We start from the raw sequence: 15,072 nt of genomic DNA, 5'->3' as shown, positions 1-15,072 counted from the left end.
TTGATACGGGGCATTTCTGTTGTTGCTCAAAGCCCGCTTGTGGCGGGCTATGAAGCTTAAGCCAACGCTTCGCTACGCTTGCCCAGCAGGCGGTCGCACACGACAGCCACGACTAGCGTCATGACCGAAGGCACCAGCCACGCCAGTCCTTGCTCACTCAGCGGCAAGTGCGACAGCTGGGTTGGCATCCAGTCCGCCAGACCTGCGCCCTTGAGCGCATCGATCAAGCCGAAGACGAACGACACCAGCATCACCGGGCCAACAATGCGCCCCTGCTCCTGCCAGAAGTCCTTGCAGAAGCTCAGAGCCACCAGGGCAATGCATGGCGGATAGATCGCCGTCAGCACAGGGATGGAGAACTGGATCAACTTGGTCAGGCCCAGGTTAGACACCAACAACGAGAACGCTGCCAGGATAATCACCAGAGTCTTGTAGGACAGTGGCAGCACCCGGCTGAAGTACTCGGCGCAAGCGCAGGTCAGACCGACCGCTGTCACCAGACACGCCAGGGAGATCAGCACCGCGAGGAAGCCGCTTCCCAGAGAGCCAAAGGTGTGTTGCACATAAGCATGCAATACCGCCGCGCCATTGCTTGCACCAGCAGCAACTTCGTGGCTGCCCGAACCCAGGCGGAACAGGCTGATATACACCAGCGCCAGCCCCACACCGGCAATCAGACCGGCAATGATCGCGTAACGGGTGATCAGCGCCGGCGATTCGACGCCACGGGAACGGATGGCGTTAACGATGACGATACCGAACACCAGCGCACCCAGAGTATCCATGGTCAGGTAACCATTGATGAAGCCTTGGGAGAACGGTGCGGCGACGTATTCAGGGGTTGCGGTGCCGATGTCACCGGCCGGCAGTGCAAAAGCAGCAATGCCCAATGCAGCCAGCGCGATGATCTTCAACGGCGCCAGGAAACGCCCGACGGTATCCAGAAGACGGCCCGGGTACAGCGAAATGAAGAACACCAACAGAAAATACACCGAGCTGTAGAGGAACAGCGCCAGTGGGCTCTCACCGGTCAACGGCGCCAGGCCCACTTCAAAGGACACGGTCGCTGTGCGCGGTGTAGCGAACAACGGGCCGACTGCCAGATAGCACACGGCGGCCAACAGACCACCCGCGATTTTACCAATCGGGCTGCTCAGAGCGTCCATCGCTCCGCCGACCTTGGCCAGGGCGATGACGGTGACCACCGGCAAACCCACGGCGGTGATCAGAAAGCCCAGCGCCGCCATCCAGACATGAGGCCCGGACTGCAAACCGACGATAGGCGGGAAGATGATGTTGCCGGCCCCAACGAACAGGGCAAACGTCATAAAACCAAGTGCCAGGATGTCCTGGCCTTTCAACACTTTCATTCGGGAAATACCACACTACTGAATCGGAATTTAGAGAGGGATTTCCCTATGGGTGAGGGAAATGCTGTCGGTCCGTATAAGACTGACCCGTTTAGCGCGCAGCCTCCTTATGGGACGCAGACGCAAAAATGGCTGCTAGCCTAACGAATTTGCGCGACAAACGCACTGTTACAGGGCGGACTGTCCGATAGACGACATTTCCGTGTCGTGTTTATGTAGGTAAATAGCCGTTGGCCACAATGGCGCCATCGCGAGCAAGCTCGCTCCTACAATGAATGTGCGCCCTCCTGTAGGAGCAGCTTGCTCGCGATAAGGCGCCGCCACACCGCAAAAAGCACAAAGGCCACCCGAAGGTGGCCTTTGCCTGGTGTAGCGTCAGGTAAGCGCGAGGCTTACTTCATCGCCCAACCAGTCAGCTCGGACAGAGCCTTGCCGATGTCTGCCAGCGAACGCACGGTTTTAACACCTGCGTCTTCCAGGGCAGCGAACTTCTCGTCCGCAGTGCCTTTGCCGCCAGAGATGATTGCGCCAGCATGGCCCATGCGCTTGCCCGCAGGAGCAGTCACACCAGCGATGTAGGAAACAACCGGCTTGGTCACGTGAGCCTTGATGTAGGCAGCCGCTTCTTCTTCAGCCGAACCGCCGATCTCACCGATCATGACGATCGCTTCGGTCTTCGGGTCTTCCTGGAACAGCTTCAGGATGTCGATGAAGTTGGAGCCTGGAATCGGGTCACCACCGATGCCGACGCAAGTCGACTGACCGAAACCGGCGTCAGTAGTCTGCTTCACAGCTTCGTAAGTCAGGGTGCCGGAACGGGAAACGATACCGACTTTGCCTGGCAAGTGAATGTGACCTGGCATGATGCCGATCTTGCATTCGCCTGGAGTGATCACGCCTGGGCAGTTAGGGCCGATCAGGATCACACCCAGCTCGTCGCACTTGACCTTGGCATCAAGCATGTCGAGGGTCGGGATGCCTTCGGTGATGCAAACGATCAGCTTGATGCCGCCGAACGCTGCTTCAAGGATGGAATCCTTGCAGAAAGGAGCTGGTACGTAGATTACGCTGGCGGTGGCGCCAGTGGCTGCTACAGCTTCTTTCACAGTGTTGAAAACAGGCAGGTCCAGGTGAGTGGTGCCGCCTTTGCCTGGAGTTACGCCGCCAACCATCTTGGTGCCGTATTCGAGGGCTTGCTGGGTGTGGAAACTACCTTGCGAACCGGTAATACCCTGGCAAATAACTTTGGTGTCTTTATTGATCAGGACGCTCATTACTTGCCCTCCGCAGCTTTAACAACTTGTTGAGCAGCGTCGGTCAGGCTGGTAGCAGCGATGATGTTCAAACCGCTTTCTGCCAATACTTTAGCGCCCAGCTCAGCGTTGTTGCCTTCAAGGCGAACAACAACCGGGATTTTCACGCCGACTTCTTTCACTGCGCCGATGATGCCTTCGGCAATCATGTCGCAACGGACGATGCCGCCGAAGATGTTGACCAATACTGCAGCGACGTTAGTGTCGGACAGGATGATCTTGAACGCTTCGGTAACGCGTTCTTTAGTAGCACCGCCGCCCACGTCGAGGAAGTTGGCTGGTTTACCGCCATGCAGATTGACGATGTCCATGGTGCCCATAGCCAGGCCAGCACCGTTGACCATGCAACCGATGTTGCCTTCCAGTGCTACGTAGTTCAGTTCGAACTTGGCAGCGTGCGCTTCGCGCGGATCGTCTTGCGACGGATCGTGGAAAGTCTTCAGCTTAGGCTGGCGGTACATTGCGTTGGCGTCGATGTTGATCTTGGCATCGAGGCAGTGCAGGTCGCCGTCAGCTTTGATGACCAGCGGGTTCACTTCCAGCAGAGCCAGGTCGTGATCCTTGAACAGCTTGGCCAGACCAACGAAGATCTTGGCGAACTGAGCAACTTGCTTGCCTTCCAGACCCAGCTGAAAAGCCAGCTCGCGACCCTGGAATGGCTGAGCGCCAACCAGTGGGTCGATAGTGGCCTTGAGAATTTTCTCAGGGGTGTCGTGAGCGATTTTCTCGATGTCCACGCCACCTTCGGTGGAAGCCATGAACACGATGCGACGGCTCGAACGGTCAACGACAGCGCCCAGGTACAGCTCTTTAGCGATATCAGTGCACGATTCAACCAGGATCTTGGTGACTGGCTGGCCATTGGCATCAGTCTGGTAAGTCACCAGACGCTTGCCCAACCACTGTTGAGCGAATGCTTTGGCGTCTTCTTTGCTGCGAACCAGCTTTACGCCGCCCGCTTTACCGCGACCACCAGCGTGAACCTGGGCTTTAACAACCCACTCGGTGCCGCCGATTTTGTCGCAAGCTTCTGCTGCCGCTTCCGGAGTGTCTACTGCGAAACCCTGGGATACTGGCAGGCCGTATTCAGCGAACAGCTGCTTACCCTGATACTCATGAAGATTCATGCTTATTACCGTCTTCGTTAGGTACTGCGCATTCGGTGCTGCACTCGTTCAAGTGCCGCACCACCTGTGACTGCTGCTTGCGCAGTCTTCCGGTTACCCGGTGAAACTACGCAAGGCTGCGTCCAGCGGATATTCCGCGGTGAGTCTTGCTCGCAAGGCTCACGACGGGCCAACCGCCGTGGTTTCTTATTGTCTTAACGCTTTTTGCGGTTGGCGATGTGGATGGCGCCGCCATTCACTGCCAACGCAGCTTCGTGCAACGCTTCGGACAGGGTCGGATGGGAGAAGACCATCATGCCCAGGTCTTCGGCACTGGTGCCGAATTCCATGCCGATTGCGCCTTGCTGAACCAGTTCTGCTGCGCTCGGGCCAATCACGTGGACGCCCAATACGCGGTCAGTCTTGGCATCAGCGATAACTTTAACAAAACCGCCGGTATCGTTGGCTGCCATGGCACGGCCTGAGGCTGCGAACGGGAAAGTGCCGACGTTAACTTCAACGCCTTCAGCTTTCAAGGTCTGCTCGGTTTTACCGACCCACGCGATTTCCGGGTGAGTGTAAATAACCGAAGGGATCAGGTCGTAGTTGATCTGGGCTTTGTGGCCTTTGATCCGCTCGACAACCATGATGCCCTCTTCCGAGGCCTTGTGTGCCAGCATCATGCCGCGAACCACGTCACCGATCGCGAACACGCCTGGAACGCTGGTTTCGCACTGGTCGTTGACGAATACGAAGCCGCGCTCGTCGATGGTAACGCCGCTATCGGCAGCCAACAGCTCGGTGGTCACTGGACGGCGACCAACGGCAACGATCAGCTTGTCAAAAACGATCTTCTGCTCACCGTCGGAATCAGTGAAGTTAACTTCAACTTCTTTCTTCTTCGCATTGACGGTCGAACCGGTCACGCGAGCGCCCAGACGAATTTTCAGACCTTGCTTGGTCAGGGTTTTGTAGGCTTCTTTGGAAATCGCTTCATCAGCCGCTGGCAGGAACTTCTCCAGGGCTTCAAGAACAGTGACTTCAGCGCCCAGACGGGACCAAACCGAACCCAGCTCCAGACCGATGACGCCAGCGCCGATCACGCCCAGACGTTTTGGTACGGATTGGAATTCCAGAGCACCAGTCGAATCGACGATCACGTTCTGATCAACCGGAGCCGGTGGAATGTCGATCGGGCGCGAGCCCGAGGCCAGAATTACGTTGTCGGCTTCGATAACTTCGACGGTGCCGTCAGGCTTGGTCAGTTCGACTTTCTTGCCGGCCAGCAGTTTGCCGTGGCCTTGCAGGGAAGTCACACCGTTCGCCTTGAACAGGGTGGCAACACCGGAGGTCAGGCCTTTGACGATGTTGGCCTTGCGGCCGACCATTGCTGGCACGTCCATGGTCACGCCAGCGTGATTGATGCCGTGGATGGCAAAACCATCCTGGGCTTCGTGGAATTTCCAGGAGCTGTCGAGCAGCGCCTTGGAAGGGATGCAGCCGACGTTCAGGCAAGTACCGCCAAGGGCCAGTTTGCCCTCCTTGTCGGTATATTTCTCGATGCAGGCAGTCTTGAGGCCAAGTTGCGCAGCTTTAATGGCAGCTACATAGCCACCAGGGCCCGCGCCAATCACTACCAGGTCGAATTTCTGAGTCATGTGTCATTCCTTCTCGAATCAAACCGGACGGGCCCTTTGGGGGACCGTCGTGGGACGAAGCTAGTCATTACAGAAGGGCCGATCATCACTGAACGGCCCGTGCAACGAAATCAGATATCCAGCAGCAGACGAGCCGGGTCTTCCAGCAGGTTTTTGATGGTAACCAGGAAAGTCACAGCTTCTTTACCATCGATCAAACGGTGATCGTAGGACAGTGCCAGGTACATCATCGGACGGATAACGACCTGACCGTTGATCGCCATCGGGCGCTGCAGAATGTTGTGCATGCCCAGGATAGCCGCTTGCGGCGGGTTGACGATCGGGGTCGACATCATGGAGCCGAAAGTACCACCGTTGGTGATCGTGAACGTACCACCGATCATCTCGTCCATGGACAGCTTGCCGTCGCGGGCTTTCTTGCCGAAGGTGGCGATGCCGCCTTCGATTTCAGCCAGGCTCATCAGTTCGGCGTTACGCAGAACCGGCACCACCAGACCACGGTCACTGGACACGGCAACACCGACGTCAGCGTAGCCGTGGTAAACGATGTCGGCACCGTCGATCGAGGCGTTGACAGCCGGGAAGCGTTTCAGCGCTTCGGTGGCTGCTTTGACGAAGAACGACATGAAGCCCAGGCGTACGCCGTTGTGGGACTTCTCGAACAGGTCCTTGTACTTCGAGCGCAGAGCCATGACTTCGGTCATGTCGACTTCGTTGAAGGTAGTCAGCATCGCCATGTTCGACTGAGCTTCCACCAGGCGCTTGGCCACGGTAGCGCGAACTCGGGTCATCGGAACGCGCTTCTCGATGCGGTCGCCAGCGGCGAACACTGGAGCGGCAGCAGCAGGTGCAGCAGCCTTGGCAGGCGCGGCAGCCGGAGCGGCTTTCTTGGCAGCAACAGCCGCTACCACGTCTTCCTTGGTCACACGACCGCCTTTACCGGTACCGGCAACGGAAGCGATGTTGATGCCGTTTTCTTCAGCCAGCTTGCGAGCCGCCGGTGCAGCAACAGGATCGTCTTCGCCAGCAGCGGCAGGAGCAGCAGCTTGTGCAGCGGCAGCCGGAGCAGCCGCTGGAGCGGCAGCAGCACCGCCGGCTTCGATGGAGCCCAGAACTTCGTCGGACAGAACGGTGTCGCCTTCGTTCTTGACGATAGCGCCCAGCACGCCGTCAGCAGTGGCCAGCACTTCCAGTACGACTTTGTCGGTTTCAATGTCGACGATCAGTTCGTCACGTTTGACGGCGTCGCCCGGTTTTTTGTGCCAGGTGGCAACGGTGCCATCGGCAACCGATTCCGGGAAAGTGGGGGCTTTGATCTCGATAGCCATTATCTGTGGTTCCTTAAATTCGGTTTCAAGTGCGCGAAGGCGTTAAACAGTAAAGGCATCTTGCAGCAGTTTTTCCTGCTGCTCAGCGTGCATCGATGCATAACCACAAGCAGGTGCAGCAGAAGCGTCACGGCCCGCGTACTCGAGTACGAGAGATTTGTTGTGACCGCTGATGATGCGGCGCATGTGATGCTGGCTGCAGTACCAGGCACCCTGGTTCATCGGCTCTTCCTGACACCAAACAATGTGTTTGAGGTTTTTGTAGGGAGCCAGGACTTCGATCAAGTCGTCCTCAGGGAATGGGTACAGCTGCTCAATACGCACGATAGCGATGTCATCACGACCTTCGGCACGGCGTTTTTCCAGCAGGTCGTAGTAGACCTTGCCGCTACACAGCACGATACGGCCGACCTTTTTCGGGTCTTGGGCATCGATTTCCGGAATAACGGTCTGGAACGAACCTTCGGCCAGATCTTCCAGGGTCGATATGGCGAGCTTGTGACGCAGCAACGACTTCGGAGTCAGAACGATCAATGGCTTGCGCAGCGGGCGAATCACCTGACGACGCAGCAAGTGGTAGATCTGAGCCGGCGTGGTCGGTACAGCTACCTGAATGTTGTGCTCGGCGCACAGTTGCAGGTAACGCTCCAGACGTGCCGAAGAGTGCTCCGGACCCTGACCTTCATAACCGTGCGGCAGCAGCATGGTCAGACCGCAGAGACGGCCCCACTTGTGCTCGCCACTAGTGATGAACTGGTCGATAACCACCTGGGCACCGTTGGCGAAGTCGCCGAACTGGGCTTCCCAGATCACCAGCGCCTCAGGCGTGGTGGTCGAGTAACCGTATTCGAACGCCAGTACGGCTTCTTCGGACAGGAACGAATCGTACAGATCGAAACGTGGCTGGCCGTTGTACAGGTTTTGCAGCGGGATGTAGGTGCCCGCGTCTTTCTGGTTGTGCAAGACAGCGTGACGGTGCGAGAACGTACCGCGACCGATGTCCTGACCCGTCATGCGAATCGGGTGACCTTCGAACGCCAGGGTCGCGTACGCCATGGTTTCGGCGTAACCCCAGTTGATCGGCAGGCCGCCGGCTTGCATTTTCTGACGGTCTTCGTAGATTTTCGAGACCTGGCGCTGAACCACGAAGCCTTCCGGAATTTCCAGCAGCTTGGCGGACAGTTCCTGCAAGGTTTTCAGATCGAAACGCGTGTCGTGACGTGCAGTCCAGGCATGGCCCAAATACGGACGCCAGTCCACGAACAACTCTTTATTCGGCTCTTTGACCAGGCTTTTTACAACATGCAGACCGTTGTCCAGCGCGTTGCGGTATTCGTCGACTTTCGCCTGAACACGCTCTACGTCCAACACGCCGGTCTGAGTCAGACGATCGGCGTACAGCTCACGGGTCGTGCGCTGTTTGGTGATCTGCTGATACATCAGCGGCTGGGTGCCACTTGGTTCGTCGGCCTCGTTGTGGCCGCGACGGCGGTAGCAGACCAGGTCGATCACTACGTCACGCTTGAACTGCATGCGGTAGTCGATGGCCAGTTGGGTTACGAACAATACGGCTTCCGGATCATCACCATTCACATGGAGTATCGGCGCCTGGATCATTTTCGCAACGTCAGTGGCGTACTCGGTGGAGCGGGAGTCTTCCGGGTTGCTGATGGTGAAGCCAACCTGGTTGTTGATCACGATGTGAACGGTACCACCGGTCCGGAAGCCGCGGGTCTGCGACATCTGGAAGGTTTCCATGACCACGCCTTGACCGGCGAATGCCGCGTCACCGTGGATGGAAATCGGCAGGACCTTCTCACCGGTCGGATCGTTACGACGATCCTGACGGGCACGCACCGAACCCTCGACCACTGGCGAAACAATTTCCAGGTGGGACGGGTTGAATGCCATGGCCAGGTGGACTTCGCCGCCTGCGGTCATCACGTTGGAGGAGAAACCCTGGTGGTATTTAACGTCACCGGAACCCAACTCGACCTTTTTCTTGCCTTCGAACTCGTCGAACAGCTCGCGCGGGTTCTTGCCGAAGGTGTTGACCAGCACGTTCAGACGACCACGGTGGGCCATACCGATAACGATTTCCTTGGTGCCGTAGGAACCGGAACGCTGGATCAGTTCGTCGAGCATCGGAATCAGGCTCTCGCCGCCTTCCAGACCGAAACGCTTGGTACCCGGGTATTTGGTGCCCAGGTATTTTTCCAGGCCTTCGCCAGCTGTGACGCGCTCGAGCAGGTGGCTCTTGATGTCGGCGGAGTACGTCGGACGGCCGCGCACGCTTTCCAGACGCTGCTGGAACCACTGGCGCTGCACGGAATCGGTGATGTGCGTAAATTCAGAGCCGATGGTGCGGCAATATGTCTGCTGCAACGCTTCGTGAATTTCGCGTAGGCTCGCCTCCTCTTTGCCGATGAACAGGTCGCCGGCACGGTAGGTCGTATCAAGATCGGCATTGGTCAAGCCGTAATGATTGATCGACAGGTCTGCAGGTGCAGGACGCTGCCACAGCCCCAGCGGATCAAGCTGGGCTGCCTGGTGGCCACGCATACGGTAGGCTTGGATCAATCGCAGCACTTCAACTTGCTTCTTCTCGTGCTCACTGCTCACGCTGCCGGCGGAAACCGGTTGTGCGCGGCGCTGGTTCTTTGCCAGCAAGACGAAATGATCGCGAATTGTGGAGTGCGAAACATCGGTGGCAGTGTTGCCGTCAGCAGGCAACTTCTGGAAGTAGGTGCGCCACTCTTCTGGCACAGCGTTAGGGTCGTGCAGGTAGAGCTCGTAGAGCTCTTCCACATAGGCAGCGTTACTACCGGATAGGTAGGCGCTGTTCCACATGCGCTGCATCACGCTTTCTTGCATGCTTGGTCACCCTCGGTTAGGGGACACCACCGGCGAAGACACCGAGCAAACTTGCAGAAGTCCGAGTGCAGCGACCAAAACAAGCCACTTAGGATCACGCTGATAGTCCGGGTACCAGCCCGGATGCCCCTGCTTGTCTCATTTCTTCAAAATAAGAACCGCAGCTTTGTGAACTGCTGTTCTGGTTAAAACTACGGCGCCGGTTGAAGCCTGCGCCGCAGCATCTACGGGTACAACGTTTGAATCAAATGCCGCTCTGCAGCAGCATGTTACGTATGTGACCGATGGCCTTAGTCGGGTTCAGGCCTTTCGGACAAACGTTGACGCAGTTCATGATCCCGCGGCAGCGGAATACGCTGAACGGGTCATCCAGCGAAGCCAGGCGCTCGTTGGTCTGGGTGTCACGGCTGTCTGCCAGGAAGCGATAAGCTTGCAGCAGCGCAGCTGGACCCAGGAACTTGTCCGGATTCCACCAGAAGGACGGGCAAGAGGTCGAGCAGCAAGCGCACAGAATGCACTCGTACAGACCATCAAGCTTTTCACGCTCTTCTGGAGACTGCAGACGCTCGATGGCCGGAGCCGGCGTGTCATTCTGCAGGAATGGCTTAACTTTTTCGTATTGCTTGTAGAAGATGCTCATATCGACGACCAGGTCACGGATAACCGGCAAACCTGGCAGAGGACGAACGATCAACTTGTTACCTTTTACGACAGCCGACAGCGGCGTAACGCAGGCCAGAGCGTTTTTGCCGTTGATGTTCATGCCGTCGGAACCGCAAACACCTTCACGGCAGGAGCGACGATAGGAGAAACCCTCGTCCTGCTCTTTGATCAGGGCCAGTACGTCCAGCACCATCAGGTCTTTACCACCGGTATCGACCGAAAATTCCTGCATGAACGGCGCAGCGTCCTGATCAGGGTTGTAGCGATAAACACTGACTTTCAACATAGCGGCCACCCTTAATAAGTCCGAATCATTGGTTCAAAGGTCGGGACTGTTTTTGGCGAGAAGTTCACGGCACGCTTGGTAACGCGTTTATCACCAGGGAAGTACAGGGTGTGGCACAGCCAGTTGACGTCGTCACGATCTTCGAAGTCTTCACGGGCGTGAGCACCGCGGGACTCTTTACGGATCTCTGCGGCGATGGCGGTAGCTTCAGCCACTTCCAGCAGGTTTTGCAGCTCGAGGGCTTCGATACGAGCGGTGTTGAACGCCTGGCTCTTATCGTTGATCTTGACGTTGGCGATACGGCCACGCAGATCCGCCAGCTGAGCAATACCCTTCTGCATGTATTCGCCGGTACGGAATACACCAAAGTAGTTCTGCATGCAGCTTTGCAGCTCTTTACGCAGGGTCGCTACGTCTTCGCCTTCGGTACGCGAGTTCAGACCATCGAGACGTGCCAGGGCAGCGTCGATGTCGGACTGGCGAGCGCGAGTGTAGTCAACGCCTTCTTTCAGGGTCTGTTCCAGGTACAGGCCGGCAGCACGGCCGAACACCACCAGGTCGAGCAGCGAGTTGCCGCCCAGACGGTTGGCACCGTGAACCGATACACAAGCCACTTCACCAACGGCAAACAGACCAGGAATGATCTGATCAACGCCGTCGGCATCCTGAGTCATCGCCTGGCCATGAATGTTGGTGGGAACGCCACCCATCATGTAATGGCAGGTAGGAACCACTGGAACCGGCGCGGTCACTGGATCGACGTGAGCGAAGGTCTTGGACAGTTCGCAGATGCCTGGCAGACGGCTGTGCAGTACTTCTTCACCCAAGTGATCGAGTTTCAGCAGTACGTGGTCGCCATCGGGACCACAGCCGTTACCGGCGATGATCTCTTTAACCATGGAGCGGGCTACAACGTCACGACCGGCAAGGTCTTTGGCGTTCGGAGCATAACGCTCCATGAAACGCTCGCCGTGCTTGTTGATCAGGTAACCGCCTTCACCGCGGCAGCCTTCAGTCACCAGTACACCGGCGCCGGCGATGCCGGTTGGGTGGAACTGCCACATTTCGATGTCTTGTACTGGCACGCCTGCACGCAGGGCCATGCCGATACCGTCACCGGTGTTGATCAGGGCATTGGTGGTGGACGAGTAGATACGGCCTGCACCGCCGGTCGCCAATACGGTGGCGTTGGCGCGAACGTAGGAAGTTTCGCCGGTTTCGATGCAGATCACGATCATGCCGACAAAGGCACCATCTTCGTTCTTCACCAGGTCGACACCGTAGTATTCGTTGAGGAATACGGTGCCGGCCTTGAGGTTGGCTTGATACAGAGTGTGCAACAGCGCATGACCGGTACGGTCAGCTGCAGCGCAGGTACGAGCAGCCTGGCCGCCCTTACCGAAGTCTTTCGACTGACCGCCGAACGGACGCTGATAGATGCGACCTTGTTCGGTACGGGAAAACGGCAAGCCCATATGCTCGAGCTCGAAGACCGCTTCCGGGCCTACGGAACACATGTATTCGATAGCGTCCTGGTCACCGATGTAGTCGGAACCCTTGACGGTATCGTACATGTGCCAGCGCCAGTCATCGTTCGGATCGGCCGAAGCGATGGCACAGGTGATGCCACCCTGAGCGGATACGGTGTGCGAGCGAGTCGGGAAAACCTTGGTGATAACGGCAGTCTTGTGACCACCTTGTGCCAGCTGCAGAGCAGCGCGCATGCCAGCACCGCCGCCGCCAATGATGATGGCGTCGAACGAAAGCGTATTAACTGTGTTAGCCATGAATCAGATACCCCAAAGAATCTGCACACCCCAGACGAAGTAAGCGAACATCGCAACGCCGCATACCGCCTGGAAGAGGAAACGTATTGCAGTCGCGGACTTGCCGAACGCCATTGGCGTCAGGTAGTCGGTCGCGATGGTCCACATGCCGACCCAGGCGTGAGCGCCCAGAGCAACCATGGCCAGCAGGCTGAAAATACGCATCCAGTTGTTTGCGAACAGCGCGTGCCATTGCTCGTAGCCAAGGCCCGGGTTCGCGATGAGGTATCCGATCAGGAAGATGAAGTAAGCCGCGAGAACGACCGCAGACACACGTTGTGCCATCCAGTCATAGAGGCCCGAACGCGAGAGGTTCGTGACGTTAGTTACCATATCCAAACTCCTGCCAGAACGATCATCACCACGGAAATGGCAATAACGATTTTCGAGCCCAGCTTGCCGCCTTCCAGCGTCTCACCGATGCCCATGTCCATGATCAAATGGCGCACACCGGCAACCAAGTGATACAGCAAGGCGGACAGGATGCCCCAAATCACTAGCTTGGCTAGCGGACTGGTCAGACACGCCTTCACCTGACCGAAGCCTTCTTCTGAGCTCAGCGATTTGTCCAATGCATAAAGCATGATGGCCAGGCTGACAAAGAGGATGACACCGGATATACGGTGAAGAATGGACGTGTAAGCAGTGACTGGGAGTTTGATGGTCCTTAGGTCTAGGTTTACAGGTCGTTGGCTATTCACGGCTTTTTTTCACACTGAAGAGCCCCTAACAATCAGGGCAAAGTTGTTGGGGAGTGCACTGGTCAGGTACCCACCACCCAGGGAGTGCGACCCCCATTAAAGCAGGCCCAAAAGCCCCTGGCGGTCGGAGGCCGAGTATAGACAGTTAGGCTACTAATGACAACGCAAACGCCTTCCCCTAATAGCTCATTGCGCAAGTGGAATAAAAGGCGTAAATGGCGGGGAATTTCGAGGAAAAAGTCCGGTTAAAGCCTTCTAGGGCAAGACTTTAGGCAAATTGACATTCAAATTTATCTCACTATAGTGGTGCGGGCCCTGCGTGGGGGGTCTGTCTGATGATTTCAAGCATAAATAGGAGGCCACATGGCTGACAAAAAAGCGCAGTTGATCATCGAGGGCGCAGCCCCCGTCGAGCTGCCCATTTTAACCGGCACCGTTGGTCCCGATGTTATTGATGTTCGGGGCCTGACGGCCACGGGCCGTTTCACCTTTGACCCAGGCTTCATGTCGACCGCCTCGTGCGAGTCGAAGATCACCTATATCGACGGCGACAACGGCATTCTGCTACACCGCGGCTACCCGATCGAACAGCTGGCCGAGAAGTCGGACTACCTGGAGACCTGCTATCTGTTGCTCAACGGCGAACTGCCGACCGCAGAGCAGAAGGCCCAGTTCGTCAGCACCGTGAAGAACCACACCATGGTCCACGAGCAGCTGAAGACCTTCTTCAACGGCTTCCGTCGCGACGCCCACCCAATGGCCGTCATGTGCGGTGTAGTCGGTGCCCTCTCGGCTTTCTACCACGACTCCCTGGACATCAATAACCCGCAGCATCGCGAAATCTCCGCGATCCGCCTGGTTGCCAAGATGCCAACCCTGGCAGCGATGGTTTACAAGTACTCCATGGGCCAACCCATGATGTACCCGCGCAACGACCTGACGTACGCGGAAAACTTCCTGCACATGATGTTCAACACTCCGTGCGAGATCAAACCGATCAGCCCGGTACTCGCCAAGGCCATGGACCGGATATTCATCCTCCATGCCGACCACGAGCAGAACGCATCGACTTCTACCGTGCGCCTGGCGGGCTCTTCGGGTGCCAACCCGTTCGCCTGTATCGCTGCCGGTATCGCTGCACTCTGGGGCCCGGCTCACGGCGGCGCCAACGAAGCTGTGCTGAGCATGCTCGACGAAATTGGCGATGTGTCGAACATCGACAAGTTCATCGCCAAGGCCAAAGACAAGAACGATCCGTTCAAGTTGATGGGCTTCGGTCACCGCGTTTACAAAAACCGTGACCCGCGCGCTACCGTGATGAAGAAGACCTGCGACGAAGTACTGAAAGAGCTGGGTATCACCAACGATCCACAACTCGAACTGGCCATGCGCCTGGAAGAGATTGCCCTGACCGATCCGTACTTCATCGAGCGCTCGCTGTACCCGAACGTCGACTTCTACTCGGGGATCATCCTCAAGGCGATCGGCATTCCAACCAGTATGTTTACCGTAATCTTCGCCCTGGCGCGGACTGTCGGCTGGATCTCCCACTGGAAAGAAATGCTCTCCAGCCCGTACAAGATTGGCCGCCCGCGCCAGCTGTACACCGGCTACGAGTCGCGTGACATCCCCAAGCTGGAAGACCGCAAATAAGACCTGTCTTGCGATAACGTCTTAAGCTGCACCGGAAACGGCCTCTACCTCTTATATAAGAGCATGAGGCCGTTTTTGTTTGTGCCGCCTACCCTACCCCCAAATATTGCTGTGACCATCCTGCCGTCATCGCGAGCAGGCTCGCTCCCACATTGAACAGCGGCGTACACACATCCAACGAACAACCGAAATCAACTGTGGGAGCGAGCCTGCTCGCGATATAGGTCGACCTGACAACACATATCTAGACCCCCACACAAACAAAAATGCCCCGATCTCTCGACCGGGGCATTT

The 15,072-nt window shown here is 57.2% G+C and carries 11 protein-coding genes; 1 reads left to right on the top strand and 10 read right to left on the bottom strand.

Going from position 1 to position 15,072, the window contains the following annotated elements; all coding sequences use genetic code 11:
- Positions 1–56: 56 nt before the first annotated feature.
- The 10 genes from brnQ to sdhC form a co-directional block, all read right to left on the bottom strand.
- The gene (brnQ, locus tag ACZYSM_RS17090) at positions 57–1,370 is read right to left on the bottom strand and encodes a branched-chain amino acid transport system II carrier protein (RefSeq protein WP_489072742.1); all 1,314 of its coding nucleotides are present in this window, start codon (positions 1,368–1,370) and stop codon (positions 57–59) included.
- A 392-nt stretch (positions 1,371–1,762) separates the two neighbouring features.
- The gene (sucD, locus tag ACZYSM_RS17085; protein WP_489072740.1) at positions 1,763–2,644 is read right to left on the bottom strand and encodes a succinate--CoA ligase subunit alpha; all 882 of its coding nucleotides are present in this window, start codon (positions 2,642–2,644) and stop codon (positions 1,763–1,765) included.
- The gene (gene sucC / locus ACZYSM_RS17080; RefSeq protein WP_008148602.1) at positions 2,644–3,810 is read right to left on the bottom strand and encodes an ADP-forming succinate--CoA ligase subunit beta; all 1,167 of its coding nucleotides are present in this window, start codon (positions 3,808–3,810) and stop codon (positions 2,644–2,646) included. Before sucC ends, sucD begins: the two co-directional genes overlap by 1 nt.
- Positions 3,811–4,004: 194 nt before the next feature.
- Positions 4,005–5,447 carry a dihydrolipoyl dehydrogenase gene (gene lpdA / locus ACZYSM_RS17075; RefSeq protein WP_489072737.1) on the bottom strand — a complete coding sequence of 481 codons (1,443 nt, stop codon included), beginning with the start codon at positions 5,445–5,447 and terminating at the stop codon, positions 4,005–4,007.
- Between the two features lie 110 nt (positions 5,448–5,557).
- Positions 5,558–6,775, bottom strand: a complete 1,218-nt coding sequence (odhB, locus tag ACZYSM_RS17070; protein WP_489072735.1) for a 2-oxoglutarate dehydrogenase complex dihydrolipoyllysine-residue succinyltransferase — start codon at positions 6,773–6,775, stop codon at positions 5,558–5,560.
- Positions 6,776–6,817: 42 nt separating this feature from the next.
- Positions 6,818–9,649 (bottom strand): 2-oxoglutarate dehydrogenase E1 component, encoded by a 2,832-nt coding sequence (locus ACZYSM_RS17065; RefSeq protein ID WP_489072733.1) that lies wholly within the window; start codon positions 9,647–9,649, stop codon positions 6,818–6,820.
- Positions 9,650–9,893: 244 nt separating this feature from the next.
- Positions 9,894–10,598 (bottom strand): succinate dehydrogenase iron-sulfur subunit, encoded by a 705-nt coding sequence (locus ACZYSM_RS17060; protein ID WP_489072731.1) that lies wholly within the window; start codon positions 10,596–10,598, stop codon positions 9,894–9,896.
- 11 nt (positions 10,599–10,609) lie between these two features.
- Positions 10,610–12,385: a succinate dehydrogenase flavoprotein subunit gene (gene sdhA, locus ACZYSM_RS17055; protein ID WP_489072729.1), complete on the bottom strand. Its 1,776-nt coding sequence runs from the start codon at positions 12,383–12,385 to the stop codon at positions 10,610–10,612.
- Positions 12,386–12,388: 3 nt separating this feature from the next.
- Entirely contained in the window at positions 12,389–12,757 is a 369-nt protein-coding gene (gene sdhD, locus ACZYSM_RS17050; protein ID WP_489072727.1) for a succinate dehydrogenase, hydrophobic membrane anchor protein, read from the bottom strand.
- Positions 12,751–13,125 (bottom strand): succinate dehydrogenase, cytochrome b556 subunit, encoded by a 375-nt coding sequence (gene sdhC, locus ACZYSM_RS17045; protein WP_489072725.1) that lies wholly within the window; start codon positions 13,123–13,125, stop codon positions 12,751–12,753. The genes sdhD and sdhC overlap by 7 nt, the downstream gene beginning before the upstream one ends.
- Positions 13,126–13,488: 363 nt before the next feature.
- On the opposite strand from sdhC, the gene gltA reads away from it, so the two are divergent.
- On the top strand, positions 13,489–14,778 hold the full coding sequence (gltA, locus tag ACZYSM_RS17040) for a citrate synthase (RefSeq protein ID WP_489072723.1): 1,290 nt from the start codon (positions 13,489–13,491) through the stop codon (positions 14,776–14,778).
- Positions 14,779–15,072: the final 294 nt, after the last annotated feature.

The organism is Pseudomonas sp. F220, from assembly GCF_057813935.1.
This window is presented reverse-complemented; position numbering and strand designations above follow the sequence as displayed.

Coding starts and splice junctions, on each gene's coding strand:
- odhB (WP_489072735.1), bottom strand. CDS start 6,775: ATGGCTATCGAGATCAAAGCCCCCACTTTCCCGGAATCGGTTGCCGAT.
- sucC (WP_008148602.1), bottom strand. CDS start 3,810: ATGAATCTTCATGAGTATCAGGGTAAGCAGCTGTTCGCTGAATACGGC.
- sdhD (WP_489072727.1), bottom strand. CDS start 12,757: ATGGTAACTAACGTCACGAACCTCTCGCGTTCGGGCCTCTATGACTGG.
- lpdA (WP_489072737.1), bottom strand. CDS start 5,447: ATGACTCAGAAATTCGACCTGGTAGTGATTGGCGCGGGCCCTGGTGGC.
- sucD (WP_489072740.1), bottom strand. CDS start 2,644: ATGAGCGTCCTGATCAATAAAGACACCAAAGTTATTTGCCAGGGTATT.
- sdhA (WP_489072729.1), bottom strand. CDS start 12,385: ATGGCTAACACAGTTAATACGCTTTCGTTCGACGCCATCATCATTGGC.
- gltA (WP_489072723.1), top strand. CDS start 13,489: ATGGCTGACAAAAAAGCGCAGTTGATCATCGAGGGCGCAGCCCCCGTC.
- brnQ (WP_489072742.1), bottom strand. CDS start 1,370: ATGAAAGTGTTGAAAGGCCAGGACATCCTGGCACTTGGTTTTATGACG.
- ACZYSM_RS17065 (WP_489072733.1), bottom strand. CDS start 9,649: ATGCAAGAAAGCGTGATGCAGCGCATGTGGAACAGCGCCTACCTATCC.
- ACZYSM_RS17060 (WP_489072731.1), bottom strand. CDS start 10,598: ATGTTGAAAGTCAGTGTTTATCGCTACAACCCTGATCAGGACGCTGCG.